Here is a 25912-nt window from a genome sequence, read left to right on the forward strand (position 1 = left end):
GGCCGACGGGCGCTCCCGCGCAGGTCGAGGGTGGCGGGAGCAGGCCGAGACCCTGCTCGCCGGGGCCGCGGCCACCACGCTGCCGGTGGTCGACGGCTCCGGCGCACTCCACGACACCCTCGACGGGGCCGAGCGCCTGCACGCCACCACCGCGCCCGACCCACCGGCCCACCTACGGCGACCGCAGCCGCACCTCGCTCCCCCGCTGCTGGTCGAGGCGGCGGGTGTCACTGAGTCGGTCCCGACCGGGCGCGCCACGTGGGACGATCGCCCCGGAGGAGCCGGGCCGGACAGGGCCCGGCGTACGGCGGGCGGGAGGGGAGGCACGGGTGCGCGCAGACGACGAGGGTTGGCGGCTCTTCCGGTGGGCGGCAGCGGCGGCCGGCACCGTGCTGGTGGTGGCCACGGCCCTCATGCTCGGGCCGTGGAGCGGCCCCGACCGCGCCTGGATCGCCGCCGACGCCGCGACGATGCTCGCCGACCTCGTCGCCGTGGCCGCCGTCGCGCTGCGGGTGCGGCGCAGCCGGCCCGGCCCGGCGCGACGCGCCTGGGGGCTGGTGCTGGTGGCGCTGGTCGCCTACGCCGTGGCCGACGGCGTCTGGACGGCCTACGACATCGCCTCCACCCCGGTGCCCTACCCCTCGGTCGCCGACCTCTTCTACCTGCTCGCAGCGCCCCCGGCGCTCGCCGGGCTGCTGCTCTTCCCCGTCGGTCGCGGGGTCGCGGTGAGCCGGGCGCGGGTGCTCCTGGACTCCGCCGTGGTGTGCTGCGCGGTCGTCCTGGTCGCCTTCATGGTGCTGCTGCGCGACGTCTTCTCCTCCCTCGGCAGCGGCCTCGGCGCGGCGGTGAACGCCGGCTACCCCGTCCTCGACGTCCTGCTGGTGTGCGTCGCGAGCCTGCTGCTGCTGCGCGGCGGCGCTGCCCGCCCCCGCGCCGACCTGGCCCTGCTGGGGCTGGGCTTCATCTGCTACGCCGTGGCCGACTCCGCCTTCGCGCTGGTGACCCTCGACGGGTCCTACGAGTCGATGCTCCTGACCGACGTGCCCTACATCGCCGCCCCCCTGGTGCTGGGCCTGGCCGCCCTCGCCCCACCCCCCGAGCAGCCGGGCACGCCCTCGGCCCGGGCCCGCCTCCTCAGCGCCGCCGCCCCCGACCTCGCGGTGCTGGGCGCGCTGGCCACCACCCTGGCCGTCGGTGGGTCGGAGGGGGCCAGCGCACGGCTGGTGCTCCTCGTGGTCGTCCTCGCTGTCGTGCGCCAGGTCTGGCTGGGGTGGGAGAACCACCGCCTGCGGGTCGGGCTCGAGCAGCGCGTGGCCGAGCGCACCGAGGAGAACCTCGCGCTGACCGCGCGCCACGTGCACCTGCTGGAGTCCGTCGGCGAGGGGATCCTCGGCCTCGACGCCGACGGCCGCATCGACTTCGTCAACGACGCCGGCGCCCGGATGCTCGGGTCGACGGCGGCGGCGCTGGTGGGCGCACCCGCGTGCCCGCGCCTGCACGGTGTGCACGCCGCGGCCGAGCACCCGGTGGCCGCGGCGACGGCGGCCCCCGGACCGGTCGTCGACGAGCCGCTCTGCGCCCTCGACGCCGCGCTGGGCGGCCGGGCCGTGCGCGACGCCGAGCACGGCTTCCGCCGCTCCGACGGGAGCGTGCTACCGGTCGAGATCACCGCCGACGGCGCCCGACCCGGGCCCGGCGGACGGGGCAGGGGGGCCGTGGTCGTCTTCCGCGACGCCACCGAGCGCCGCGCCGCCGACCGGCTGAAGTCGGAGTTCATCTCGGTGGTCAGCCACGAGCTGCGGACCCCGCTGACCTCGATCCACGGCGCGCTCCACCTGCTGCACGACGGTGACGTCGGCGAGCTGTCGCCCGCCGCCGAGCGGGTCGTCGACGTCGCCCTGCGCGGCACCGACCGGCTCACCCGGCTGATCAACGACATCCTGGTCGTCGACCGGCTGGAGTCGGGACGCCTGCCGCTCGACCTCGCCGACCACGACGCCGCTCCCCTCGTGGCCGGGGTGCTCGCCGCGCTCGAGCCCGTCGCCGACGCCGCCGGCATCGCCCTCGAGGCCGGCCCGGTCGAGGCGCGGGTCAGGGTCGACGCCGACCGGTTCACCCAGGTGCTGACCAACCTGGTCGGCAACGCCGTCAAGTTCACCCCCCGCGGCGGGCTCGTGCGCGTCGAGGCGGTCGTGCGCGACCGGGCCGCCGAGGTGAGCGTGACCGACACCGGCCCCGGCATCCCCCGCGAGGCGCAGGAGACGGTCTTCGAGCGGTTCCGCCAGCTCGACGAGAGCGACGTCAGGCAGCGCGACGGCTCGGGCCTGGGCCTGGCCATCAGCCGCTCCCTGGTCGAGCACCAGGGCGGGCGGATCTGGGTCGACAGCGAGCCCGGCCACGGGGCCAGCTTCCGCTTCACCGTGCCGCTCGCCGCGAGCGCGTCGGCGCCCGTCCCGGGAGCCTCGGAGGGTGGCGCCGCGGGCGGCTCGACGCAAGACTCGGCCGAGCACCCTGCCGGAGGCCCCGCGGCGGGTGGCGCCGGCGTCGGCCGCACGGCGGCGAGCCCCGCTCCCGTTCGCTGAGCGCTGTCGGAGCCCCTCACTACCCTGTGGCACCCACACCGCGAGGAGAGACCATGACCGAGACCACGGCGCCTCCTGCGGGGCACCCCGCCGACGGCCACGACCTGATCCGGGTGCAGGGCGCCCGGGAGAACAACCTCAAGGACGTGAGCGTCGAGCTGCCCAAGCGGCGGCTCACGGTCTTCACCGGCGTCTCGGGGTCGGGCAAGAGCTCGCTGGTCTTCGCCACCATCGCCGCGGAGTCGCAGCGGATGATCAACGAGACCTACAGCGCCTTCGTGCAGGGCTTCATGCCCTCGCTGGCACGCCCCGAAGTCGACCGGCTGGAGGGCCTCACCACGGCGATCATCGTCGACCAGGAGCGCATGGGCGCCAACCCCCGCTCGACCGTCGGCACCGCCACCGACGCCCACGCGATGCTGCGCATCCTGTTCAGCCGGCTCGGCTCGCCGTACGTCGGACCGCCGACGGCGTTCTCCTTCAACGTGCCCACCCGACGGGCCAGCGGCGTGATGTCGACCGAGCGGGCGGGGCGCACCGAGAAGAGCGTCGTGAAGGGCGCGGTCTACCTCGGCGGCATGTGCCCGCGCTGCGAGGGCACGGGCAGCGTCAAGGACATCGACCTGACGGCGCTCTACGACGACACGCTGTCGCTGGCCGACGGGGCGCTGAACGTGCCCGGCTACTCCATGGACGGGTGGTACGGCCGCCTCTTCGCCGGGATGGGGCTGCCGATGGACGCCCCGATCTCGACCTTCACCGCGAAGCAGCTCGACACGATGCTCCACGCGGAGCCGACCAAGATCAAGGTCGAGGGCGTCAACCTGACCTTCGAGGGGATCATCCCGAAGATCCAGAAGTCGATGCTCTCCAAGGACCCCGATGCGATGCAGCCCCACGTGCGTCGCTTCGTCGACCGGGCGGTCACCTTCCAGACCTGCCCGGCCTGCGAGGGCACGCGGCTGACCACCGAGGTGCTCGCCTCGCGCATCGAGGGCCGCAACATCGCCGAGCTGTGCGCGCTGCAGATCAGCGACCTCGCCGACTGGGTGCGCGCCCTCGACGCCCCGGAGGTCGCGCCGCTGCTCGTGGGCCTGCAGCACCTGCTCGACTCCTTCACCGCGATCGGGCTGGGCTACCTCTCCCTCGACCGCCCCGCGGGCACGCTCTCGGGCGGGGAGGCCCAGCGCACCAAGATGATCCGTCACCTCGGCTCCTCGCTGACCGACGTCACCTACGTCTTCGACGAGCCCACCATCGGGCTGCACCCCCACGACATCGAGCGGATGAACGACCTGCTGCTCGAGCTGCGCGACAAGGGCAACACCGTGCTGGTCGTCGAGCACAAGCCCGAGACCATCGCGGTGGCCGACCACGTCGTCGACCTCGGCCCCCGCGCCGGCGCGGCCGGCGGCGAGATCGTGTTCGAGGGCACGGTCGAGGGGCTGCGCGCCAGCGACACCCTCACCGGGCGCCACCTCGACGAGAGGGTGGCGCTCAAGGCGACGCCACGCACCCCCACCGGCACCCTCGCGGTGAGCGGTGCGGCCACCCACAACCTGCGCGACGTCAGCGTCGAGGTGCCCCTCGGCGTGCTCTGCGTGGTCACCGGCGTGGCCGGGTCGGGCAAGAGCTCGCTGGTGCACGGCTCGATCGCCGGTCGCGAGGGCGTGGTCGTCGTCGACCAGGGCGCCATCAAGGGCTCGCGACGCAGCAACCCCGCCACCTACACCGGTCTCCTCGAGCCCGTGCGCAAGGCCTTCGCGAAGGCCAACGGCGTCAAGCCCGCGCTCTTCAGCTCCAACTCCGAGGGCGCCTGCCCCACCTGCAACGGCGCCGGGGCCGTCTTCACCGAGCTCGGGGTGATGGCCACCGTCGAGTCGCCCTGCGAGGAGTGCGAGGGCCGACGCTTCCAGGCCGCCGTGCTCGAGCACACCCTGGGCGGGCGCGACATCGCGCAGGTGCTCGCGATGCCGGTCGAGGAGGCCCTGGCCTTCTTCGCCGAGGGCGAGTCGCGGGTGCCGGCCGCCCACGCCGTGCTCGAGCGGCTGCGCGACGTCGGCCTGGGCTACCTCAGCCTCGGCCAGCCCCTCACCACGCTCTCCGGCGGCGAGCGCCAGCGCCTCAAGCTCGCGGTGCAGATGGCCGAGAAGGGCGAGGTCTACGTGCTCGACGAGCCGACCACCGGGCTGCACCTCGCCGACGTGCGCCACCTGCTCGCCCTCCTCGACCGCCTCGTCGACTCCGGCCGCTCGGTGGTGGTGATCGAGCACCACCAGGCCGTCATGGCCCACGCCGACTGGGTCATCGACCTCGGCCCCGGCGCCGGCCACGACGGCGGCCGCGTCGTCTTCGAGGGCACCCCGGCCGACCTGGTCGCCGCCCGCAGCACGCTGACCGGGCAGCACCTCGCCGCCTACGTCGACGCCTGACGCCGCCCCACCCGGGCGCCCCACCCGGTCACCCGGCCCGGGCACCCGGCCCGGTCACCCGGCCCCGCGCCGATCCGACCACGCCCGCGCAGCACCGGCCTAGGCTCCTCGGCATGAGACGCTCCGCCGCCCTCGCCGCCCCCGTGACGCTGCTCGCCCTGCTCGTCGGGTGCAGCGACGACGACCCGGCCGGCGACGGGGCCGCCGCCCGCGGAGGCGCGACGACGAGCGCGACGCCCGCCCCGTCGGACCCCGGCACGCCCTCCGGGAACGACGAGGGCGCCCCCTCGCAGGACTCCGCGCCCGCGCCGGGCGACCCCGACGCCGCCGTGCCGGGCGCGTGCCGCCAGGTGGTGCTGGGCATCGACGCCTTCAACCTCGGCGACTACGAGGAGACGGTGCGCCGCTTCGAGGAGGCCGTGCCCCTGGCCCGGGAGGCCGTGGACGACGACCCCACCACCGACGCCGCCGACCTGCTGGAGGCGGTGGAGTACTACGCCGAGCTGGCCCCCGAGGACTACCTCGAGGCCGCCGCCACCTCGCCCGACTTCGCGCGCTACAAGGAGATCACCCTGGGCCAGTGCGCCGCCGCCGGCGCCGGACGCCCCGTGCAGAGCGAGCCGCCCGGCCAGCTGGCCTGAGCAGCGTCTGCCGCCCACCGGCCCTCGCTGCCCGGGGGCCGGTGGGATGCGTACGGTGTCCTCACCGCCATGACCACCGAACCGACCGACGCCTCCCCCGCGAGCGCCTCCCCTGGGAGCGCCCTGCCCGTGACCGCCCCGCCTGCCCAGAGCCGCAAGCTGCTGCTCGCCGTCGACGCGCCGTCGCTGCTGCACCGCAACCACCACGCGCGGGCGGAGTCGGCGCTGCTCGACCAGGGCGGTCGCCCGGCGTGGGCGCTGCACGGCATGCTGCGCCAGATCCTCGAGGCCATCGACCAGTTCGCCCCCGACGCGGTCGTCTTCGGGCTCGACGACCGCCGCGACTCGGTGCGGGAGCGGATGTACCCGGCGTACAAGGCCGGACGCGCCGCCAAGGACGCCACCCTCGTCGACCAGCTCGAGCGGGCCGCGGCGCTCCTCGACGCCCTGGGCCTGCAGACCGTCACACCGGCCGGGCTCGAGGCCGACGACGTGAGCGCCTCGGCCGCGGTGTGGGCCGAGACCCACGGGTGGGAGTGCGTCATCATCACCTCCGACCGCGACTCCTTCGCCCACATCAGCGAGCACACCCGCGTGCTGCGGCTGATCAACGGCGGCATCAACGCCTCCCCGCTGCTCAACCCCGCGCGGCTCTTCGCGCTCTACGGCATCGCCGCCGAGCACTACCTCGAGTACGCCGCCCTGCGCGGCGACGCCAGCGACAACCTGCCCGGCGTGCCCGGCATCGGGGAGAAGACCGCGCCGGTGCTGCTCTCCCAGATGGGCTCGATGCGCTCGGTGTGGGCCGACATCGAGCACTGCGACGGCGCCAACCTCGTCGCTGCGCTCGACTCCTACTGCGAGGAGACCGGCCAGCGCCGCATCGGCGCCGGGCTGCTCAAGCGGCTCACCGCACCGGGCGCCCGGGAGCGCTTCGACTTCAACCTCGCGATCATGTCGGGCCGCCCGGTCGACCTGGGACTGACCCCCGACGCGCCCGGCACCCCGGGCCTGCTGCCGCTCGACCCCGACCGCGTCTCGCGCGTGGTCGGCTACCTCGGCGTGCCCGCCACCACCCAGCTGGCGCTGCGCGTGCTCACCGAGCCGCCGGGCTCGCGGCTGGCCGCACCGACCTGGGGCTGAGGGCCCTGACCGGGTGCGTCGCGGTCGTCGCCGGCTGCACCGGTGGGGCCGACCCGCCCGCACGTCTCGCACGTCCGTCCTGCACGTCTCGTACGTCCGTCCCGCGCAATTGCGCCACTTCAGCAGTCGGCCCGCCCCGGCAACCGCACCAGCGGCGCACACCCACCCCGGCCACCCCACCCCACCCACGCAATTGCGCCACTCCAGCAACCCGGCCGCCCCGGCAACCGCACCAGCGGCGCAAACCCACCCCGGCAGCCCCACCCCACCCACGCAATTGCGCCAGGGCGGTGTCGTCGGCGAAGAGGCGTAGGGCCTCCCCGCCGTCGTGGGCGGCCACCACGTCGTGAGCGGCCTGTGCAGACCGCACGAGCACCTTGCGGATCTCTCCTGGTCCTCGCCTATCCCGATGCGGTCTGCGGTGGCGTGTCCTGGGCCCGGTCGCGGATCAGCGCAGCGCGGAGGCGCTGACCCGGTCGCCCCAGACCGCCTCCGCGCCCGAGTCGCCCACGCGGTAGACCTGCACCGCGGTGGCCAGCGCCGCCACGACGGCGAGCACCGCCACGACGGTCGTCAGCCACGAGGGCCCCGGGGCCGGCTTGCCCGCGGCCGAGCGGCGCGCGAGCACCACCATGACCAGGGTGAGCACCAGGAGCGGGATCGCGAACCACAGCAGCTGCTCGCCGAGCTCGGCGTGCTCACCCGGGTCGCCCACCCGCTGCTCGAGTGCCTCGCCGCTCGAGGTCGCCACCGGCACCAGCACGGTGGCGACCGCGGCGACGCCGACGACCAGCGGCCCGAAGGTCACGCGCCAGCGCGGCCGGGCGGCGATCGCGATCGTGCCGAGCACCGCGAGCGGCAGCAGCACGACGACGGCGTGCACCACGAGCGGGTGGACGGGCAACCCGTCGATCAGGTCGAACATGGAGGACCTCCGGAGTCTGTGGCCGTCCGGGGATTGGAGCGGTCGGCCCGTGGGCGTGGACCGATCATGGCGCAGCCACCTGAGGAGCGCCTGATCCGGCGCGCCGCCGCCTCGGTAGCATCCGCGCGCGGCGCCGACCACGGCGCCGCGGACCGTCGCGACACCCAGGGGAGCACCGGTGCGAGCAGTCGTCGTCGAGCAGTACGGGCAGGCACCGGTCGTGCGGGAGGTCGCCGACCCCGAGCCGCCCCCGGGCGGGGTGGTGGTGCGCGTGCACGCCACCGGGCTGTGCCGCAGCGACTGGCACGCGTGGGCCGGCCACGACGACGGCGTCACCCTGCCGCTCGTGCCGGGCCACGAGCTGGCGGGCACGGTGGTGGCCGTGGCCCCCGACGTACGCCGCTGGCGCGTGGGCGCCCGCGTGACCACGCCCTTCGTCTGCGGCTGCGGGCGCTGCGCGTGGTGCACGAGCGGTCAGGCGCAGGTCTGCCCCGACCAGACCCAGCCGGGCTTCACCCACGACGGCTCCTTCGCGGAGCTGGTCGCGCTCCGGGCCGCCGACACCAACCTCGTGGCCGTGCCCGACGCGGTCGGCGACGCCGCGGCGGCCAGCCTGGGCTGTCGCTTCGCCACCGCCTACCGCGCCCTGAGCGCCCGCGCCGACCTCCGCCCCGGTGAGTGGGTCACCGTCGTGGGCGCCGGCGGGGTCGGCCTGAGCGCGGTGATGATCGCCGTGGCCCGGGGGGCGCGGGTCGTGGCCGTCGACCGCTCCCCCGCCGCCCTCGACCTGGCCCGCCGCCTCGGCGCCGAGCACACCGTGCTCGCCGCCGACCGGGCCGACACGGCCGACCCGGCCGGCACGCCCGCCGGGCGGCCGGCGGGTCACGACGTCGGCCCCGGGCCGAGCCGGGTCGCCGAGGAGGTGCACGACCTCACCGGCGGCGGCAGCCACGTGGCCCTCGACGCCGTGGGCAGCGCGGCCACCTGCGCCGACGCGATCCACAGCCTGCGGCGCCGCGGGCGCCACGTGCAGGTCGGCCTCCTGCCCGCCGTCGACGGCCACCCGCCGGTGCCGATGGACCGGGTGGTGGCCTGGGAGATCGACGTGCTCGGCAGCCACGGCATGGCCGCGGCCGACTACCCCGCCCTGCTCGCCGAGGTCGAGCGCGGCGCGCTGCGCCCCCAGGACCTGCTCGAGCGGGTCGTCGACCTCGACGAGGGCGCGAGGCTGCTGCCCGGCGTCGCCACCGCGTCGCCGGCCGGCATCACCGTGATCGACCCGCGCCTGCCGGCCCGCGGCTGAGCCGGCGCTGCCGGCGCTGCCGGCGTACCCCCGCAGGGCCGCAGGGCCCCGCGCGGCGTCCGGAGAGGGGGAAGCCTCCCGCGGCACGGGCCGGCCCTGCCATCATCGGAGCCATGAGCACCGACAGCGCCGACGCCACCGCCACCGGGGTCACCTGGACCCCCGACCTGCTCGGCGAGGGGTACGAGCAGCACGTGATGGACCTCGGGGAGGACCCCGACGGCGAGGGCGAGGTCGCGGCGGTGCTCGTGCGGCGCGGCGTGCGCGAGGGCGAGTCCGTGCGCGGCGCGACCCTCTACGTCCACGGCTTCTCCGACTACTTCTTCCAGACCGAGCTGGCCGACTTCTTCGCCGAGCGCGGCCAGGCCTTCTACGGCCTCGACCTGCGCAAGTGCGGTCGCGCGCGCCGTGAGGGGCAGACGGCCCACTTCGTCTCCGACCTGGCGCAGTACGACGCCGAGCTCGACCGCTCTCTGGAGCTGGTGGCCGCGGCGCACCCGGGCGTGCCGGTCACCGTGGTCGCGCACTCCACCGGGGGCCTCATCGCCCCGCTGTGGCTCGACCGGCGCCGCCGCGCGGGCCGGCTCGCGCCGATCGCCGGGCTGGTGCTCAACAGCCCCTGGCTCGACCTCCAGGGCAAGCCGGTCATGCGCGGCCCGGTCACCTGGGCGGTGCGGGCGCTGTCGAAGGTCCGCCCGCTGCGCGCCCTCGACCTGCCCGAGGGCACCTACGGCGAGACGCTCCACGTCAGCGGCACCGGGGAGTGGGAGTTCGACACCGTCATGAAGCCGCTCGAGGGCTTCCCCGTCACCGTGGGCTGGCTCAACGCCGTGCGCCGCGGCCACGCGCGGCTCCACCGCGGGCTCGACGTGGGCGTGCCCTCACTGGTGCTGCGCTCCGACAAGACCTACTACTCCTCGCGCTACTCCGAGCGCAGCGACCGCGCCGACACCGTGCTCGACGTGCGCCAGATCGCCCGCTGGTCGGGCTGCCTGGGCTCCGAGACCACGGTCGTGCCCGTCGTCGACGCCCGCCACGACGTCTTCCTCTCCCTCGCCGAGCCCCGCGCGGCCGCCTACGCCGCCGTCGACACCTGGCTGCGCACCCACGACCTGGCCGGCTGAGGCCCCGGGCGTACGGCGGGCCGCGTCAGCCCAGCGTGACCGGGAGCCGGTCGAAGCCGCGCAGGATGCGGGTGGTGCGGCGCCGGGCGCCGGGGGCGAGCGCGAGGTCGGGGAAGCGCTCGACGACCGCGCGCAGGCCGACCTCACCCTCCATCCGCGCCAGGGCGGCGCCCAGGCAGTAGTGGCGCCCGGAGGAGAACGACACGTGGTCGGCGGCGTTCTCACGGGCCACGTCGAAGGTGTCGGGGTCGGCGAAGACGTCGGGGTCGCGGTTGGCGGCCGCGAGCAGCGTGGTGACGGCGGCGCCGCGCGGCACCGGGACCCCGGAGAACGTCGTGTCGCGCAGCGTCATCCGCCCCGTGAGCAGCACGGGCGGGTCGTAGCGCAGGACCTCGTCGACGGCGTTGGGCCACAGCTCGGGCTCGGAGCGCAGCCGGGCGAGCTGGTCGGGGTGCTGGAGCAGCAGGGCGACGCCGTTGCCGAGGAGGTTGACCGTGGTCTCGAAGCCTGCGGCGAGCACGAGACCGGCGGTGGCCTTGAGCTCGGCGTCGGTGAGGGCCACGCCGTCGTCGGAGCGGGCGGTGACGAGCTGGCTGAGCAGGTCGTCACCGGGGCTGCGGCGCACCTGGTCGATGTGGTCGCTGAGCCACGCCTCGAAGTCGGTCAGCGACGACTCCACGCGCCGGAAGCCGCCCCACGTCAGCCCCAGGTCGAGGCTGGGCGCCGCGCCCGTGCCGAAGTCGAGCACCCGGCCGCGGTCGGCGGCGGGCACCCCGAGGATCTCGGCGATGACGGTGACCGGGAGCTGGGCGCAGTAGGTCTCGACGAGGTCCACCGCGGCCCCCGGCTCGCGGCGCGCCCGCGCCTCGAGGTCGTCGAGCAGCCCGGCGGCGATCTGCTCGGTGCGCTCGCGCAGGCCCTGCACGGCCTTGACCGAGAAGACCCGCGTGACGAGCTTGCGGTAGCGGGTGTGGTCGGGCGGCTCGGTCACCAGCAGCGAGGGTGGGGTCAGCGGACCGATCGGCGCCTGCCGGGCGGCCCAGTGGCCGATGCGACCGAGCACGCCGCCGGGTGAGAACTCCACCCCGGCCCGCACGTCGGCGCTGGTGAGCACCTCTTTGACCACCGGCTGGGAGGCGGTGACGAAGGCGAACTTCGAGCGGTGCAGCGGGCCGTCGGCCCGGATCGCCTCGAAGAGCTCCAGCGGCACGGTCTCCCCGTCGCGGGTCGCCTCGATCAGGCGCCCGTGCAGGTCGCCCTGCTTGGCCGCGCTGCGGATCGCCGTGGCCGGCAGCGCGTGGCCGAAGCCCCACCGCACCGCCGAGGCCGCCCGGCCGCCGACCTGCTCCTGGATGCTCATGGGCCCACCTCTCCTCGCCGACACCGGCCACGACCAGGGATACCGATCGGTATCGAGTACTGGTGAGTATCGTAGCCACCGATGTCAACCTCCCCCGAGCCCCGCCCCACCACCGACGGCGCCGCCGACGGCACCAGCGACGGCACCAGCGACGGCACCGACGGCGTTCCCGATCCCGCCGTGCGTCGTCGACCCCCGCGCGACGCGGTCCGTCGTGCCCTGCTCGACGCCGCGGCCGAGCTCTTCGCCCGCGGTGGCATCGACGCCACCAGCCTCGACGACGTGGCCCGCGCGGCGGGCTTCACCAAGGGCGCCGTCTACTCCAACTTCGGCAGCAAGGACGGTCTGGTCGACGCCCTGGCCGAGGACCGGATCTCGGCCTACCTCGACCTGGGCCTGGCCGCCGTCAGCGACGTGGCGGTGCCCCTGGAGCAGCAGGCCCGCGACCTGGGCGACCGGCTCAGCGCCGCCGCCGAGGAGCAGCGCGACTGGCACCTGCTCTTCCTCGAGCTGTGGCAGCGCGCGGTGCGCGGCGAGGGCTCGCAGGCCTTCCGCGAGCGCCGTCGCGACCTGCACCGGGCGGTCACCTCCGCCATCGCCGAGCACGTCGACGCCGCCGGGGTCGCCGCCCCGCTGCCGGCCGAGGAACTGGCCACGGTGCTCATGGCGCTCTCCAACGGCCTGGCCATCGAGCGGCACGCCGACCCCGGCTCGGTCGCCGACGACCTGCTGGGGCGGGTGCTGGTGGTGCTGATGGGTGCGGCTCCCCCGGCGGGACGACCCGCTGACGTGGCGCGCGAGCAGACCCGGGGCGCGGCTCAGAGCAGCGTGGACCAGTAGTCCCAGAAGCGCACGCCGATGAGACCCACCACCACGACGAGCGCGAGGAGCAGCACCAGCGCGTGGGCGTCGCGCAGCAGCGCGGTGAGCGAGGAGTCGCGGGCCCGCTCCCCCAGCACGCCGCTGCTGAGGTTGCGCAGCGTGACGTACCAGAAGACCGGCACGACCACGCTCCACACGACCATGCAGTAGGGGCACAGCGCGCCGATGCTGTAGAGGCTCTGGTCGATCAGCCAGGCCACGAAGACCAGGCCCACGGTGGCCCCGGCCTGCAGCCCCAGCCACCACCAGCGGGGCAGCCGCACCCGGGCCAGCACCAGCGCCCCCGTCACGACGAGCACGGGGAAGGCCGCGATGCCGATCAGCGGGTTGGGGAAGCCCAGCAGCGAGGCCTGGTCGGTCGCCATCACCGAGCCGCAGCTCAGCACGGGGTTGATGCTGCAGCTGGGCACGTAGGAGGGATCGGTGAGCAGCTTGATCTTCTCCACCGCGAGGGTGAAGGCCGCCAGCCCGCCGACCAGCCCGCCGACCAGCAGCAGCCAGCCCAGCGCGCGGTCGGCGTACGCCGCACCGCCGCCACCGGCCGCGGCGCCGCCGTCGTGGTCCGGGGAGTGGTCCGGGTCGTGGTCCGGGTCGTGGTCCGGGTCGTGGAGGTGGTCGGGCGGGACCGACCCCTGCGGGTCGACGACCTCGGCACGCTGCGACACGGGGCACCCTCCTGCCACGTCGGATCGGGCCCGGGGCCCGACGGGCGCGTCGGCGCCCACCAGGATGGTAGGCGACCCCGGCCGCACGCACCTGAGTTCACCCTGAGGGGTCCTTGTGAGGACCGGGGCGCTCCGACATCGTGGATCGGACGGCTTCCGCCGTCAGCCCCACCCCACGCGCACCACCTCCGCTCCACGGAGTCTCAGAAGGAGTCATCTCATGGTCATCGGCCTGGGCATCGTCCTCATCGTCGTCGGACTCGTCTTCGTCCTCGACGTCATCACCCTCGACCTCGCCAACGTGGAGGACACCACCCTCGGGTGGGTCCTGCTCGCGGCCGGCGTGCTCGCCATCGTCGTGTCGCTCGTCGTCAACCAGCAGCGCACCCGCAGCGTGCACGTGACCGAGCGCCGCGACACCCTCCCCCCGCGCTGAGCAGCCGCGTGAGCGCCGCCCACTCGCTGGAGGGTCCGACCCACACGCCCGTCCTCCACCTGGCCACCGCGGCCCCGCTCCCGGCTCCTGAGCCGCTGGGGGCCGAGGGGTTCCGTCTCGACCTGCCCCGCACCCACCAGCACCTGTGGGACCTGCGCGGCGTGGAGTTCGAGGACGGCCTGACCGTGCGCTCCTACGAGTGCACGGGCTGCACCGACGTGCTCTTCCGCTGAGCCGTCGCGCTGCGGGGCCGCTCGACCCCGCACGACCACACTGCTCGACAGCACCGCACGAGAGCCCCGCCGGCCGTCGCCGTCGGGGCTCTCGTCCCGTCGTCGCCGTGCCGTCAGGGCCGGTCGCCGCGGTGCCGGCGCCGGCTCGGCCGGTGCGACCGCCCGCGGCCCGACCGGCGGGTCGGGCGTCAGTCGCGCTGCAGCATCCGCGAGCGGTCGGGCTCGAAGCCGTGGGACATGCCGTAGGCCACGGCCTGGGAGCGGCTGGTGACCTCGAGCTTGCGGTAGGCGGTGCGGATGTAGGTCTTGACCGAGTTGATGCTGAGGTAGGTGCGCTCGGCGATCTCCTGGTTGGTCAGGCCCTGCACGATCAGCGCGAGCATCTCGCTCTCGCGGCCCGAGAGGCCCAGGTCGCGGCCGGGCCAGCTGACGGCGTCGCCGGTGGCGTCGTCCTCGGCGCCCTCGTCGTCGCCGCCGCTGCCCGTCGGCGGCACGACCCGGGCGCCCGCGTGCACGCGCTCGATCGACTCCACCAGGTCGGCCGACGACATCGACTTGGCGAGGTAGCCCGACGCGCCCGCCTTGAGGCTGTCCTGGACCAGGGCCTCGTCGACGTTCCAGCTGTAGACGGCCAGGCGGGCACCGGCGGAGCCCACCTCGTGGACCAGGTCGCGCAGCTCGGTGCAGGCGCCCTGGGTCTGGGCGAAGCTGTCGAAGAGCACCACGTCGACGTCGCTCTCGACCGGCACGTTGACGGCCAGCTCGACGACCTCGACCCGGTCGGCGAAGGGCGCCAAGGCACCCGCGAGGCCCTTCACGACCAGCTCATAGTCGTTGACGATCGCGAGGCGGATGGGGGAATCGGTCGACACGAGCCCGACCCTACTCACGCCGCACCCCGGGGGCGAGCCGTCCCACCCGTGGGGAGGTGATCCGCGTGCGGGGTCAGGGTGAGGCGCGGCCGATCACGGCCCGCGCCAGCTCCGCCTCGGTGAGCCCGAGCCCGAGGGCGGTCTCGCGCAGCCGCTCACGCGCTGTCACCACGTCGACGTCGAGCAGCGCGGCCCACACGCCCGTGGCGGTGTCGACGGCCGCGCGGTCCTCGGCGCGGCGCGGCGCCTCACAGGCGTCGTCACGGCGGGCGAAGCCCAGGTCGGCGTCGGTCACGGCGCCGGGCGCCCACGCGTCGAAGAGACGCGCGAGCTCGTCGTGCCTACCCGCGAAGGCGCCCGGGGTCGCGGCGTAGAGGTCGACGGTGCCGACGACGCGTTGGCCGTGCATGATCGGCAGCGTCAGCGTGCTGCCGACGCCGAGGGCGGCCGAGGCGCGCCCCGAGGAGCTCCAGGACTGCTCCTGGCACGGGTCGTCGGAGGCCGCGGTCGCCGCCATGATGGGCAGCTCGGCGCTCGAGGTGGCGGCGCGCTCGGCGGCCGTCGCCTCCACGGTCAGCACGAGGTCGAGGTCGGCGTGCTCCCAGGTCAGCCCGACGCAGTCCGGCACGACCTCGCGGGCGCGCTCGCCCAGCAGGCAGAGCCAGCGCAGGACGTCGTCGTCCACCGAGGCGGCGTCGAGGTTGTCGACCGCGGCCACGGACTCGGGGATGGGCTGCACGGTGCACCTCCCGCCTCATCTGCCTCCATGGTGCGGCCGGCGCCGCGGGGGACGAACCACCCCTCGGGGTGCCTCCCCGCCCCGCCCGGTCCGTGCGGGGGGCAGACGGGTCTGCCACGGCGGGCGGGACCGAGCGGGACAGCGTGCGGGGCCGCGGTCCTCTCAGGCGGCCGAGGGCCGCGAGGAGCGGGCGGTGCGGGCCAGGAGCACCGCGGTCGCGACGCCGGCGAGGGCGACCAGGGCGCCGACGCAGGCCACCGTGAGCGGCCAGCCGCCGGCGCGCCAGCCGAGCCCGACCAGGGCGCCGAAGACCGACGAGCCGACGTAGTAGGAGGCGACGTAGAGCGCGCTGGTGCGCGCCGGCTGGGCCGAGCCGACCACCGGGGCCCAGCCGCTGGCCACCGAGTGGGCGCCGAAGAAGCCGGAGGTCAGCACGACCAGGCCGACGACCACCAGCCACAGCACGTCGGGCAGCGTGAGCAGCAGACCGGCGCCCATCACCGCGACCGACACCACCAGCACGACCGCTCGCCCGACCCGGTCGGCGGCGCGACCCGCGACCGCGGAGGCCGCGGTGCCGGCGAGGTAGGCCAGGAAGACCAGGCCCACGACGGCCGCGGGCAGCTCGAAGCCCGGACCGGTGAGGCGGTAGGTGAGGTAGTTGTAGGTGGCCACGAAGCCGCCCATGAGCAGGAACGGCAGGGCGAGCACCGCCAGCACCGCCGGGTCGCGCAGCAGGTCGACCACCCGCCCCGGGGGCGGCGGCACGCCGATGGCGCTGGCCACGCCCGCCGCGGGCCCCGGCACGAGGCGCTGGAAGGCCAGGGTCGCGATCAGGGCGCAGACGCCCAGCGCCACCACGGCCCAGCGCCAGCTGCCGGCGAGGTCGACGACCGCGGAGGTCACCACGCGTCCGCCGACACCGCCGAGGGAGTTGCCGGCGACGTAGAGCCCCATCGCCGTCGCCAGGCCGCGCGGGTGGACCTCGGCCGCGACGTGGCCCATCGCCACGCCCACCACCAGCGCCAGGGCCGCGCCGGTGAGGCCGCGCGCCACGAGGAGCAGGGGGTACGTCGGCGCCACCGCGCTCAGCAGCGTCAGCACCGCGGCGACGAGCAGGCCGAGCCGCATCGTGGCGACACGTCCGCGCTGGGCGCCGATGCGGGTGGCGGGGATGACCAGCAGCGCCAGCAGGCCGGTGGTCACCGAGATGGTGAGGCTGGCCCGGGTGGCGTCGACGCCGAAGTCGTCGCCGATCTCCGGCAGCAGCGGCTGGGTGGCGTAGAGCATGCCGAAGGCGGCCAGCCCCGCTGCGCCCATCGCGAGGTTGAGGCGGCGGAAGTCGCGCGAGCCCGGGAGGTGCCCCGCGGGACCCGCCGGCGCAGGCGCGAGGGGCGCGCCGGCGCGGGTGGCCGTGGGGTCCAGGTCGCTCGGGCGTCTCACGTGACCCAGTCTCTCCCGCCGTCGCTGATGACTCCAATGCACCGGTCGACCTAGACTCATGCACGTGCAGCATGACTCCGCCGGCTTCCTGCGACCGCTCGAGGAGCTGCTCGCCGTGGCGCGCACCGGCCACGTCACCGATGCCGCCGCCGAGCTGGGCGTGCCGCAGCCGACCCTGAGCCGCTCCCTGGCGCGACTGTCGGCCGAGGTCGGCGCCCCCCTCCTGCTGCGCCGGGGACGCGGGATCGCGCTGAGCCGTCACGGGCGGCTGCTGGCCGACGCCGCCGAGCGGGCCGTGGCGGAGGTCGAGGAGGCCCTGCGCGCCATCCGGGCCGAGGTCGACCCCGGGGCCGGCCGGGTGCGGCTCGGCTTCCAGCACGCCCTCGGCGCCGACCTGGTGCCGCGGGCGCTGCGGGTCTTCCACGACCGTCACCCACGGGTGACCCTGCAGCTGGCCGAGGGCGGCGCCGAGCACCTCGTCGCCGACGTGGCCGGCGGCCGCCTCGACCTCGCGCTCGTGGCCGTGCTCGAGCCCTCGACCGGGACGGGGCTGGCCTCGCTCGTGCTCGGCACGCAGCCGCTGCGCGTGCTGCTCCCCCGCGGTCACCACCTGGCGGGTCCGGGCGAGCGCGGGGCGTCGGGGCGTGGCTCGCGGGGGGCCGAGGACGGCCGCGCGGGGCCGGTGGCTCTCGCCGACCTCGCCGAGGAGCCCTTCGTGGCGATGGCGACCGGCTACGGGCTGCGCACCATCACCGACGCGATGATGCGCGAGGCGGGCGCACCGCGGCGCCCGGCGTACGAGTGCGAGGACCTCGCGACCGCCGGCGGGCTGGTCGCGGCGGGCCTGGGCTTCACCGTCGTGCCGGCCGGTGTCGACTACCCCGGCACGGTCGAGGTCGCCCTCGACGCCGGGGCGCGGCGCGCGGAGCGCGTCGTGCAGCTGGTGTGGTCGAGCGCCGGGCCGCCGGCCCCCGTGACCGCGCTGCGCGACGTCCTCGAGGAGACCCTCCCGGGCCTCCTCGGGGCGTCACCGCCCCGCGACGACCGCGCGGGCCGCACCGCAGGCCACGACGCGGGGCCCCGCGCGGGTCACGGTGCAGAACACGGTGCGGGTCACAGGACGTAGAGCATCTCCTGGTAGGTCGGCAGCGACCACAGGTCGTCGGCCACGAGGCCCTCGAGGGTGTCGGCGGCCGCACGCACGGCCGCCATCGCGGGCAGCACCCCGTCGCGCACCGCGGTCGCCGCCGCCAGGGCGTCGGCGGGGTGCTCGTGGGCGAGCGCGGCGCCGAGGTCGGCCAGACCGGCGCGCAGCGCGGCCAGCGGCTCGGAGACCGACAGCAGCGTGGAGGTGTCGGCCTCGACGCCGGCCGCCTTGAGCGCCGCGACGTTGCCGGCCAGCTCGGTCTGGTAGCGCAGCGCCGCCGGCAGGACGATCGTCGTGCCCATCTCCAGGGTGAGGTTGGCCTCGACGCCGACGCTGAGCACGTACTGCTCCAGGCCGATCTCGTAGCGGCTGTGCATCTCGCGCTCGTTGAAGACGCCGTAGGCCGAGAACAGCGCGAGAGCCTCGGGGGCGATCAGCTCGGGCAGGGCGTCGACGGTGGTGCGCAGGTTCTTCAGCCCCCGCTGCTCGGCCTCGACCGGCCACTCCTCGGAGTAGCCGTTGCCGTTGAAGATCACCGCACCGTGGTCGCTGATGACCTGGGTCAGCAGCGCCTGCACGGCCTCGTTGAAGTCGGTGCCGGCCGCGACGGCGTCCTCGAGGAAGCTCGCGCAGTGGTCGAGGGCCTCGGCCATGATCGTGTTGAGCACCACCATCGGGCCCGCCACCGTCTGGTTGGACCCCGGTGCGCGGAACTCGAAGCGGTTGCCGGTGAAGGCGAAGGGGCTGGTGCGGTTGCGGTCGCCCGGGTCCTTGGTGAGGTTGGGCAGCGTGTCGACGCCGATGGTCAGCGTGCCGCGCTCCTTGGAGCGGGTGGCACCGCCCTTGGCGATCTGGTCGAAGACGTCGGCGAGCTGGTCGCCGAGGAAGACCGAGATGATCGCGGGCGGGGCCTCGTTGGCGCCGAGGCGGTGGTCGTTGGAGGCCGAGGCGACCGAGGCCCGCAGCAGCCCGCCGTACTGGCGGACGCCGCGGATGACCGCGGCGCAGAAGACGAGGAACTGCGCGTTGTCGTGCGGGGTCTCCCCCGGCACGAGGAGGCTGCCGAGCTCGGCGTTGCCCAGGGAGAAGTTGACGTGCTTGCCCGAGCCGTTGACGCCGTCGAAGGGCTTCTCGTGGAAGAGGCACTCCATGCCGTGCTTGCGCGCGACCGACTTGAAGGTGGTCATGAGCAGCTGCTGGTGGTCGGAGGCCTCGTTGGCCCGCTCGAACATCGGCGCCACCTCGAACTGGCCCGGCGCGACCTCGTTGTGGCGGGTCTTGGCCGGGATGCCGAGCTTGAAGAGCTCGCGCTCGGTGTCCATCATGAAGCCGAGCACGCGCTCGGGGATCGCGCCGAAGTAGTGGTCGTCGAACTCCTGGCCCTTGGGCGGCCTGGCGCCGAAGAGCGTGCGCCCGGCGTTGAGCAGGTCGGGGCGGGCCATGAAGAAGTGGCTGTCGACCAGGAAGTACTCCTGCTCGGGGCCGCAGTAGGCCACGACGTTGTCGGGGTCGTCGTGGCCGAAGAGCGTGAGCACCCGCTTGGCGTGGACCGACATCGCCTGCTGCGAGCGCAGCACGGGGGTCTTGTGGTCGAGCGCCTCGCCGGTCATCGAGATGAAGACGGTGGGGATGCACAGCGTGTTGCCGTTCGGGTTCTCCAGCACGTACGCCGGGCTCATGACGTCCCACCCGGTGTAGCCGCGCGCCTCGAAGGTGTTGCGCAGCCCGCCGTTGGGGAAGCTCGAGGCGTCGGGCTCACCCTGCACCAGGGTCTTGCCGGAGAAGGACGCGAAGGCCGTGCCGTCGCCGACCGGGTCGAGGAAGCTGTCGTGCTTCTCCGCGGTCAGGCCGGTGAGGGGGTAGAAGACGTGGGCGTAGTGCGTGGCGCCCTTCTCCATCGCCCAGTCCTTCATGGCCGAGGCCACCGCGTCGGCGACGTCGGGGTCGAGCGGCGTCGACCGCTCGATGGTGGAGACGACCGACTTGTAGACGCTCTTGGGCAGCCGCTTCTGCATCACGGTGAGGCTGAAGACGTTCTGCCCGAAGATGGCGCCGGGCTCCTCGCCGGGGTCGAAGCTGATCGGCGGAGCGACGGTGGCCTCGACGGCCCTCATGGCCTGCAGGCGGACGGGATTGGCGCTCATCGGTGTCTCCTCGGACGGCGGGGCGGTAGCCGGACCGTAGGGGGCGCGCGTGTCGGGGGTGTTTCGCCCGGGTCACGTGGGCCGCCGGGGCGACGCGACGCGCGTCACGTGCTCGGTGGCTGGGCCAAGTGGAGGGGCCAGGTGGAGGGGCCGGGTGGAGGGGCCGGGAGGACGGCGGACCGAGCGGGGCGAGCGGGGCGAGGACGGGTCTCGGAGCGGGGCTCGACGAGGACGTGTGGGCCAGGCCGCGGCTTCTGGGGGGCATCAGTCGCGACCTGGCTCCCCCAGTGTGACGCGCCGGCATCGGTAAAACACGCGATCACGCGAACGTGTCGCCTTTTCCGTGCCGGCGGACTAGACCGGGGCCGACCCGATCACACGAGGGGTCCTCGACCGCGTCCTGGGCCGGGTCCCGTGTCCGGCGGGCTCAGAGCGTGCCGCTGGCCCTGCTGCTGCCCGGGCAGGTGAGGTCGCGGACGTAGGGCTCACCGGTCCAGCCCTTGAGGGTCGAGGTGATGGTGAGGCGGTAGGTCTGCGCACCGGCGATGAGCCCGGTCTCGTAGCGCAGGGCGGCCGAGCGGGACGTGGAGTCGACCGCGTCGCGGGTGACCCCGGCGCGGGAGAGCCGGTAGGCGTAGGTGGCCCCGCTCGGCCCGGCGTCGGTGAAGGAGTCGACGTCGACGTCGATCGCCTCGTAGCCGATCGTCAGGATGCTGAAGCGGGTGCACGTCCAGGTGCCGGTGACGCCCGTCGGCATGGCCATGCCCGCTGTGCCGACGCTCAGCGAGGCCTGCTGCTGGCCGGAGAAGCGGGCCGAGGCCAGCTGCGGCAGGCACACCAGGAACGCCGTGAGCGTGACCAGCACCAGCACGCGGCGACGCAGGCTGTGGCTCATGGCGTCCTCTCGGCGGGGTGGCGCGGTCGGGTGGCGCGGTCGGCTGGCTCGGGGTCGGGTCGTCGCCCACGGGTGGGCGACAGGACGAGTCTGTCCGGAGGGTCTCAACCGATCCGCCGACTTGCCTCAAGGAATCCTCAAGGTCTGAGAGGATCGTCTCGATGTCAGTCACGGGGAGCATGACCAACGGCAGCGGCACCACCACCGAGGAGCGGCGCGCCCTCGTGGTGGAGGACGACGAGGACATCCGCGCGCTCATCGAGCTCTCCCTGCAGTCGCAGGGCTTCGCGGTCACCACCGTCGACAACGGCCTGGCCGGGGTGGAGACCATCCGCACCCTCGACCCCGACCTGGTGACCCTCGACCTCGGGCTGCCCGGGATCGACGGGATCGAGACCTGCCGTCGCATGCGCGAGCTCACCGACGCCTACGTCATCATGATCACCGCCCGCGACGAGGAGATCGACAAGCTCCTCGGCCTCGAGACCGGTGCCGACGACTTCCTGGCCAAGCCCTTCTCGGTGCGCGAGCTCAAGGCCCGGGTCAACGTGCTCTTCCGACGCCCCCGCCGCCTCCCGGCGGCGGACGGCGCGGGCGGCCCCCCGGCGACCCACGACGCCGGCGCGACGACACCGGCACCCACGGCACCCACGGCACCCACGGCACCCGCATCGCACGAGGTGCTCGACCACGGCCCGCTCCGCGTCGACGTCGACGGGCGGCGCGCCTTCCGCGACGACACGGAGCTGACGCTGACGCGCACGGAGTTCGACCTGCTCACCGAGCTGATGCGCAGCCCGGCGCGGGTGTGGAGCCGCGAGTCGCTGCTGCGCTCGGTGTGGGGCACCGAGTGGGCCACCGACACGCACCTGGTGGAGGTGCACATGGGCAACCTGCGCCGCAAGCTCGGCGCCGGCCGGCTCATCCACACCGTGCGAGGGGTGGGCTACCGCATGGAGGCCCTCTGAGGCGCCTCCCCCCAGGCGCCTCAGAGGGCTGTCTCCCCCGGCCCGCGGGCGGCCGGTGGTCAGTGGGTCGTGCGGGTCGTGCGGGTCGTGCGGGTCGTGCGGGTCGTGCGGGTCAGCTGCGTGCGAGGTAGCCGTCGAGCGCGCGCTCGGTGCACCCGGTGACGGCGCGCAACCGGGCCAGACGGCAGCGGGCGGCCTCGCGGTCGCCCCGGCGTACGTCGCGCGCGAGGCCCTGCGCGACCTCGGCCAGGCAGCAGGCGCCGACGGCTGCGGCCGAGGTGCCGAGGCTGAGCACCGCGTCGAGCACGTCGACGTCGGCGGCCTCGGTGGCCGCCGCCGCGGGCGGGGCGAGCACGCTGGTCACCCGGGTCACGCGCCCGGGCAGCATGCGGCGGTAGGTCCGGGCGAAGGTCAGGGCCGAGGCGGGGCAGAGGTCGAGCGCGAGCTCACCCAGGACCGACTCGTCGAGCACGGCCACGCCACCGCAGAGGTCCTCGGTGCTCACCGCTCGGACCCGGCGGGCTCCCGGAGGACCTCGTCGGTGCCGTCGGCGGTCTCGGGGGTCCCGGTCCCGGGGCTCCTGGTCCCGGGCTCCTCGTCCTCGTCGCGGGCCCAGATGCGCACCAGGCCGAGCACGACCAGCAGGCCCAGCGCGCCCCACAGCACGCCGTGCTGCACGACGGGCGCGCGCAGCCACTGGATGGCCTTGCCGACGTGAGGCACGACCGCGGTCATCTGCCACACGGTGTCGCCCTCGAGCGTGGCGGTCCAGGGGTCGACGCCCTCGTTGGCGTCGCCCTGGGTCTGCACCGCGATGCTGCCGTCGTCGCCCCGGACGACCTTCGTGACCCGGTGGGTCTCGACGCGGTGGTCCTCGATCGGGATGTGGTAGCTGATCACGTCGCCGACCTCGACGTCGGCTGCCGGGCGCGGCACCGTCACCACGACGTCACCGGGGCTGATCCCCGGCTCCATGCTCCCGGTGAGCATCGTGGCCGTGCGGTAGCCGAAGACGTGAGGGCCCACCGCGAGCAGCAGGAAGGCCGCCAGGCACGCCACCAGCACCAGGCTGGTCACGACGTTGCCGAGCACGTGCAGCGCCCCGCCGGCCGTGGGTCGGGTGACGACCCTGCTCGACCCGTCGCCGCGGTGCCTGGCGCAGGACTCGGTCGCCGCGGTGGTGGAGGTGGAGCTGCTCATCGTGTCCTCCTGGTCGCTGGTCCGGTCTGGGCTGGGCTGGGTCGGGCTGGGCTGGGGTGGGTCGGGCTGGCGGGGCGGGCGGGGCGGTGGTGACCCGTGCGGCCACGAGGGCACCCCTGGCCGCACGGGAGAGGAGGGTCAGGTCGCCCGGCGACCCGGGGTCGAGCCTCCCGCGCGGCCGGCAGCGGCGTCCGCGGCCGCGCGGGAGGGGGTCACTGGAAGTCGCCGGCGCGCTGCGTGGCGAGGAAGGAGTAGTTGATGGTGCTGGTGAGGTTCTGGAAGGTGTTGTCGGCGGCCTCGGGCAGCGTGAGGGTGACGCGGAGGAAGGAGGTCTTCGCCGCGGCGTTGAGGGCCGTGGTGACCACCGGCAGCATCGTGTTGGCCTGGAGGACGCGACCGCTGGCCAGGACGGGGGTCTCCGTGCCGCCGCAGGTCAGGGCGTTGGTGGAGCCGACCTGGGTGTAGGCCTGCGAGCACTGGTCGATCCGCATCTGCAGACCCTTGGTGGCGTCGCCGGTGAGGACGTTGGCGGTGGAGCTGGTCGTGGTCAGCGCGACCGAGCCGAAGGTCTCGTCGGCCGAGCCGCGGGTCAGCGTCAGGGCCCGCTGCACGGTGTCGGTCGGCACCAGCTTGGGGATGGCGACGTCGAAGCCGCGCGCCGGGTTGCTGGCGGTCAGCACGACGGTGCCGGTGGTGGTGGCCTCGGTGGCGCTGGTGGTGGAGGTGAAGGAACCGAACGTGCCGAGACCGGCGACCGATGCCGCACCGGCGACGAGGGCGACCGAGGCGGCCAGGCGGGTGGCGCCCTTGGAGACCTTGCGGGTGGTGGCCTTGCGGTGTGCAGTGCGCATCGGGAGTCCTTCGAGTCGGGTGGACCAGCCCTGCGCCGGTCGCTGTTGCTTGATGACCAGGACTCTGTCGCTCCAGCCTCAAGCCACGACGCGGCAGATCCACGACGTTGCCTCAAGGAACGCGCAAGCCGGGGCGACCCTCTTGAGGTTCGCCCCGGCTCGGGGTGCGCTGCCGCCGTGCGGCGCTCGGTCTGGCCGCGATCGCACGTGGCGGCCCGGCGGTGACGTCGTGCGAGAGGTGGGGGCGGCCCCACCACCCGTACGACGTCCCGCCGTGCGGGTCACACGGTGTCGAACCACCCCGCCAGCGCCGGCACCCGTCGCAGCACGAGCTGGTCGAGGGCCAGCACCACCAGCAGCGACAGACCGAAGAGGGGCAGGACGATCCCGAGGGCGACCAGGCCGACGAGCAGCACGGGGCTGCCGCGCAGCGGCATGCGTCCGCGCGGGGCGCCGATGCGTGCCGCACCCCGCGGGCGGCGGCGCCACCACATGAGCGGGCCGGTGACGCAGGCCGCGATGATGCCCACGCACATCAGCGCCGCACCCCAGAACGACCACAGCCCGAGGCTGCGTCCCTCGTGCAGCCCGATGCCCTGCGAGACCACCTTGGCCAGCGTGGGGTAGTCGTCGAAGCCGTAGGTGGAGACCACCGCGCCGCCGAAGCGGTCGACGTGCACGGTGCGCTCGTCGGAGGGTGCGTCGAAGGCGTAGCCGATGACGGAGTAGACCCCCGCCTCGTCGGTGCTGGTGTCGGGCACCGCGACGGTGAAGGGGTGGCGCAGGCCCTCGGCCTCGGCCACCTCGACGGCGGTGTCGATGTTGGCCACGCTGCCTTCGGGGTCGCCGGTCGAGCGGGGCACCTCGGAGGCGCCCATGCCCCACGGCACGTCCTGCACGTGGCTGTGCGGCAGCGACTCGTCGAGGCTGGAGGTGGGGTCGGACAGGGCGCCCGGGTCGGTGCTCCACAGCGAGCTGCCACGGTCGGTGGCGAGCTTCTGCACGGTCTCGCCCCACACCCCGGTCCAGGGCAGGCCCGAGACGAGCAGGAAGAGCAGCCCGACCCCGACGCCGGCGCCGAGCCACCCGTGCCGCGAGCGCAGCCGGGCGCCGGGGCGGTCCTTGGCCCGGGCACGGCGACGGGCCTTGGCGCCGCGGACGAAGAGGTAGTAGCCGGTCAGCGCCATCACGATCGCCCAGCAGGCGCCGAGCTCCATGAGGTGGTCGCCGAAGCGGCCGGCCATCAGGTCGGCGTGCAGTCTCACCGCTGTGCCCGACAGGGTCGTGTCGGGGTCGAGGGAGCCGAGCACGTCGGGGCCGTAGGGGTCGACGTAGACGTCGCGCGGACTGCCGTCGGCCTCGACCACGGAGAAGGCCGTGGCGTCGTCGGCCTCGAGCGGCTCGCGCATCGAGACCACGGTGACGTCGGGGTAGACCCGCTCGAGCGCGGTCTGCTGGGCGGCGTAGGACTGGCGGACCTCGGTGGCCGCGGGGGTGTCGATGTGCATGAGGTCGCCGTGCATGAGCGGCTCGATCTGGAAGCGGAAGAGGTAGATCAGCCCCGTCACCGACAGCACGAGCAGCACGGGCACCACGAGGAAGCTGGCGAAGAAGTGCCAGCGCCACATCGCGCGGAAGAGGCCCGACCCGCCCTTCTTGCGGGCGCGCTCGTCGCGCGGTGGTCGCGGGCGGCGCGCCGGGGTGGCGGTGGGGGCCCCCTGGTCGGTGGGCGGGTCGGTGGGCGGGTCGGTGGGCGGGTCGGTGGGCGGGCGGGTGGGGGTGGCGCGCGTGGGCGCGCCGGGGCGGGCGATGGAGTCGGTCACGGTCTCTCCTCGAGACGGCGCCGCAGGGCGACCGCGTGGGCCGAGCCCCGGCGGGCCTGTGGTGGCGGGCCGGGGCCGGGGCGCGGCGCGGCAGCGGTGGGTGC

The 25912-nt window shown here is 74.8% G+C and carries 23 protein-coding genes; 11 read left to right on the plus strand and 12 right to left on the minus strand.

The genetic code is table 11. The annotated features are described in order from the left end of the window. Positions 1 to 329 precede the first annotated feature (329 nt). The 4 genes from ASF50_RS10360 (at position 330) to ASF50_RS10375 (ending at position 6798) form a co-directional block, all read left to right on the plus strand. Positions 330 to 2582, plus strand: a complete 2253-nt coding sequence (locus ASF50_RS10360; RefSeq protein WP_056904437.1) for a sensor histidine kinase — start codon at positions 330 to 332, stop codon at positions 2580 to 2582. A 53-nt stretch (positions 2583 to 2635) separates the two neighbouring features. Then, positions 2636 to 5014, plus strand: coding sequence for an ATP-binding cassette domain-containing protein (locus ASF50_RS10365; protein WP_056904438.1), 2379 nt, complete (start codon positions 2636 to 2638; stop codon positions 5012 to 5014). Positions 5015 to 5127: 113 nt separating this feature from the next. Further along, a complete protein-coding gene (locus tag ASF50_RS10370) occupies positions 5128 to 5655 on the plus strand; it encodes a hypothetical protein (RefSeq protein ID WP_156718242.1) in 528 nt (175 codons plus the stop codon). Between the two features lie 69 nt (positions 5656 to 5724). Beyond that, a complete protein-coding gene (locus tag ASF50_RS10375; RefSeq protein ID WP_082503100.1) occupies positions 5725 to 6798 on the plus strand; it encodes a 5'-3' exonuclease in 1074 nt (357 codons plus the stop codon). Between the two features lie 448 nt (positions 6799 to 7246). On the opposite strand, the gene ASF50_RS10380 is transcribed toward ASF50_RS10375, so the two are convergent. Further along, positions 7247 to 7723: a DUF2231 domain-containing protein gene (locus ASF50_RS10380; protein WP_056862634.1), complete on the minus strand. Its 477-nt coding sequence runs from the start codon at positions 7721 to 7723 to the stop codon at positions 7247 to 7249. 178 nt (positions 7724 to 7901) lie between these two features. On the opposite strand from ASF50_RS10380, the gene ASF50_RS10385 reads away from it, so the two are divergent. Together ASF50_RS10385 and ASF50_RS10390 are read left to right on the plus strand one after the other, a co-directional pair. Next, positions 7902 to 9026: an alcohol dehydrogenase catalytic domain-containing protein gene (locus tag ASF50_RS10385; protein WP_056904440.1), complete on the plus strand. Its 1125-nt coding sequence runs from the start codon at positions 7902 to 7904 to the stop codon at positions 9024 to 9026. A gap of 113 nt (positions 9027 to 9139) precedes the next feature. Beyond that, complete coding sequence (locus ASF50_RS10390) at positions 9140 to 10150, plus strand: alpha/beta hydrolase (RefSeq protein ID WP_056862632.1); 1011 nt, start codon at positions 9140 to 9142, stop codon at positions 10148 to 10150. Positions 10151 to 10175: 25 nt separating this feature from the next. Here the strand turns inward: ASF50_RS10390 and ASF50_RS10395 are convergent, their stop codons facing one another. Next, complete coding sequence (locus tag ASF50_RS10395) at positions 10176 to 11510, minus strand: cytochrome P450 (RefSeq protein WP_056904441.1); 1335 nt, start codon at positions 11508 to 11510, stop codon at positions 10176 to 10178. A gap of 81 nt (positions 11511 to 11591) precedes the next feature. Between ASF50_RS10395 and ASF50_RS10400 the strand changes: the two genes are divergently transcribed. After that, positions 11592 to 12350 (plus strand): TetR/AcrR family transcriptional regulator, encoded by a 759-nt coding sequence (locus ASF50_RS10400; protein WP_056904442.1) that lies wholly within the window; start codon positions 11592 to 11594, stop codon positions 12348 to 12350. Here ASF50_RS10400 and ASF50_RS10405 read toward each other — a convergent pair. Next, entirely contained in the window at positions 12329 to 13057 is a 729-nt protein-coding gene (locus ASF50_RS10405; protein WP_235557637.1) for a vitamin K epoxide reductase family protein, read from the minus strand. The two genes, ASF50_RS10400 and ASF50_RS10405, sit on opposite strands and share 22 nt — an antisense overlap. Positions 13058 to 13277: 220 nt before the next feature. Here ASF50_RS10405 and ASF50_RS10410 point away from each other — a divergent pair, with 220 nt between their 5' ends. Continuing rightward, the gene (locus ASF50_RS10410) at positions 13278 to 13493 is read left to right on the plus strand and encodes a DUF6458 family protein (protein WP_056862629.1); all 216 of its coding nucleotides are present in this window, start codon (positions 13278 to 13280) and stop codon (positions 13491 to 13493) included. Positions 13494 to 13501: 8 nt separating this feature from the next. Next, the gene (locus ASF50_RS10415; RefSeq protein ID WP_056862628.1) at positions 13502 to 13726 is read left to right on the plus strand and encodes a hypothetical protein; all 225 of its coding nucleotides are present in this window, start codon (positions 13502 to 13504) and stop codon (positions 13724 to 13726) included. Positions 13727 to 13914: 188 nt separating this feature from the next. On the opposite strand, the gene ASF50_RS10420 is transcribed toward ASF50_RS10415, so the two are convergent. The 3 genes from ASF50_RS10420 to ASF50_RS10430 all read right to left on the minus strand — a co-directional run bounded on the left by ASF50_RS10420 (position 13915) and on the right by ASF50_RS10430 (position 16780). Next, positions 13915 to 14598 carry a response regulator transcription factor gene (locus tag ASF50_RS10420; protein ID WP_056904443.1) on the minus strand — a complete coding sequence of 228 codons (684 nt, stop codon included), beginning with the start codon at positions 14596 to 14598 and terminating at the stop codon, positions 13915 to 13917. Positions 14599 to 14671: 73 nt separating this feature from the next. Beyond that, entirely contained in the window at positions 14672 to 15337 is a 666-nt protein-coding gene (locus ASF50_RS10425) for an ANTAR domain-containing protein (RefSeq protein WP_056862626.1), read from the minus strand. A 162-nt stretch (positions 15338 to 15499) separates the two neighbouring features. Next, positions 15500 to 16780, minus strand: coding sequence for an MFS transporter (locus ASF50_RS10430; RefSeq protein ID WP_056862625.1), 1281 nt, complete (start codon positions 16778 to 16780; stop codon positions 15500 to 15502). A 64-nt stretch (positions 16781 to 16844) separates the two neighbouring features. On the opposite strand from ASF50_RS10430, the gene ASF50_RS10435 reads away from it, so the two are divergent. After that, positions 16845 to 17906 carry a LysR family transcriptional regulator gene (locus ASF50_RS10435; RefSeq protein ID WP_162242380.1) on the plus strand — a complete coding sequence of 354 codons (1062 nt, stop codon included), beginning with the start codon at positions 16845 to 16847 and terminating at the stop codon, positions 17904 to 17906. On the opposite strand, the gene ASF50_RS10440 is transcribed toward ASF50_RS10435, so the two are convergent. Continuing rightward, the gene (locus ASF50_RS10440; protein WP_056904445.1) at positions 17894 to 20071 is read right to left on the minus strand and encodes a glutamine synthetase III; all 2178 of its coding nucleotides are present in this window, start codon (positions 20069 to 20071) and stop codon (positions 17894 to 17896) included. The two genes, ASF50_RS10435 and ASF50_RS10440, sit on opposite strands and share 13 nt — an antisense overlap. A gap of 427 nt (positions 20072 to 20498) precedes the next feature. Next, positions 20499 to 20966 (minus strand): hypothetical protein, encoded by a 468-nt coding sequence (locus tag ASF50_RS10445; RefSeq protein WP_056862622.1) that lies wholly within the window; start codon positions 20964 to 20966, stop codon positions 20499 to 20501. A 161-nt stretch (positions 20967 to 21127) separates the two neighbouring features. On the opposite strand from ASF50_RS10445, the gene ASF50_RS10450 reads away from it, so the two are divergent. Beyond that, on the plus strand, positions 21128 to 21934 hold the full coding sequence (locus ASF50_RS10450; protein WP_235557638.1) for a response regulator transcription factor: 807 nt from the start codon (positions 21128 to 21130) through the stop codon (positions 21932 to 21934). 112 nt (positions 21935 to 22046) lie between these two features. Here the strand turns inward: ASF50_RS10450 and ASF50_RS10455 are convergent, their stop codons facing one another. The 4 genes from ASF50_RS10455 to ASF50_RS10470 form a co-directional block, all read right to left on the minus strand. Further along, positions 22047 to 22439 carry a hypothetical protein gene (locus ASF50_RS10455; protein WP_056862620.1) on the minus strand — a complete coding sequence of 131 codons (393 nt, stop codon included), beginning with the start codon at positions 22437 to 22439 and terminating at the stop codon, positions 22047 to 22049. Beyond that, the gene (locus ASF50_RS10460) at positions 22436 to 23134 is read right to left on the minus strand and encodes a signal peptidase I (RefSeq protein ID WP_082503101.1); all 699 of its coding nucleotides are present in this window, start codon (positions 23132 to 23134) and stop codon (positions 22436 to 22438) included. Before ASF50_RS10460 ends, ASF50_RS10455 begins: the two co-directional genes overlap by 4 nt. A gap of 212 nt (positions 23135 to 23346) precedes the next feature. Beyond that, complete coding sequence (locus ASF50_RS10465; RefSeq protein WP_056862619.1) at positions 23347 to 23985, minus strand: TasA family protein; 639 nt, start codon at positions 23983 to 23985, stop codon at positions 23347 to 23349. A gap of 281 nt (positions 23986 to 24266) precedes the next feature. After that, on the minus strand, positions 24267 to 25808 hold the full coding sequence (locus ASF50_RS10470; RefSeq protein WP_235557639.1) for a PepSY-associated TM helix domain-containing protein: 1542 nt from the start codon (positions 25806 to 25808) through the stop codon (positions 24267 to 24269). Positions 25809 to 25912: the final 104 nt, after the last annotated feature.

The sequence above is a fragment of the Nocardioides sp. Leaf307 genome (assembly GCF_001423135.1).
Lineage (GTDB): Bacteria > Actinomycetota > Actinomycetes > Propionibacteriales > Nocardioidaceae > Nocardioides > Nocardioides kribbensis.

Excerpts from the sequence above, each read along its gene's own strand:
- ASF50_RS10465 (WP_056862619.1), bottom strand. The coding sequence starts at position 23,985 with ATGCGCACTGCACACCGCAAGGCCACCACCCGCAAGGTCTCCAAGGGC.
- ASF50_RS10450 (WP_235557638.1), top strand. The coding sequence starts at position 21,128 with ATGTCAGTCACGGGGAGCATGACCAACGGCAGCGGCACCACCACCGAG.
- ASF50_RS10395 (WP_056904441.1), bottom strand. The coding sequence starts at position 11,510 with ATGAGCATCCAGGAGCAGGTCGGCGGCCGGGCGGCCTCGGCGGTGCGG.
- ASF50_RS10460 (WP_082503101.1), bottom strand. The coding sequence starts at position 23,134 with ATGAGCAGCTCCACCTCCACCACCGCGGCGACCGAGTCCTGCGCCAGG.
- ASF50_RS10380 (WP_056862634.1), bottom strand. The coding sequence starts at position 7,723 with ATGTTCGACCTGATCGACGGGTTGCCCGTCCACCCGCTCGTGGTGCAC.
- ASF50_RS10370 (WP_156718242.1), top strand. The coding sequence starts at position 5,128 with ATGAGACGCTCCGCCGCCCTCGCCGCCCCCGTGACGCTGCTCGCCCTG.
- ASF50_RS10375 (WP_082503100.1), top strand. The coding sequence starts at position 5,725 with ATGACCACCGAACCGACCGACGCCTCCCCCGCGAGCGCCTCCCCTGGG.
- ASF50_RS10390 (WP_056862632.1), top strand. The coding sequence starts at position 9,140 with ATGAGCACCGACAGCGCCGACGCCACCGCCACCGGGGTCACCTGGACC.
- ASF50_RS10445 (WP_056862622.1), bottom strand. The coding sequence starts at position 20,966 with ATGAGCCACAGCCTGCGTCGCCGCGTGCTGGTGCTGGTCACGCTCACG.
- ASF50_RS10440 (WP_056904445.1), bottom strand. The coding sequence starts at position 20,071 with ATGAGCGCCAATCCCGTCCGCCTGCAGGCCATGAGGGCCGTCGAGGCC.
- ASF50_RS10400 (WP_056904442.1), top strand. The coding sequence starts at position 11,592 with ATGTCAACCTCCCCCGAGCCCCGCCCCACCACCGACGGCGCCGCCGAC.
- ASF50_RS10365 (WP_056904438.1), top strand. The coding sequence starts at position 2,636 with ATGACCGAGACCACGGCGCCTCCTGCGGGGCACCCCGCCGACGGCCAC.
- ASF50_RS10410 (WP_056862629.1), top strand. The coding sequence starts at position 13,278 with ATGGTCATCGGCCTGGGCATCGTCCTCATCGTCGTCGGACTCGTCTTC.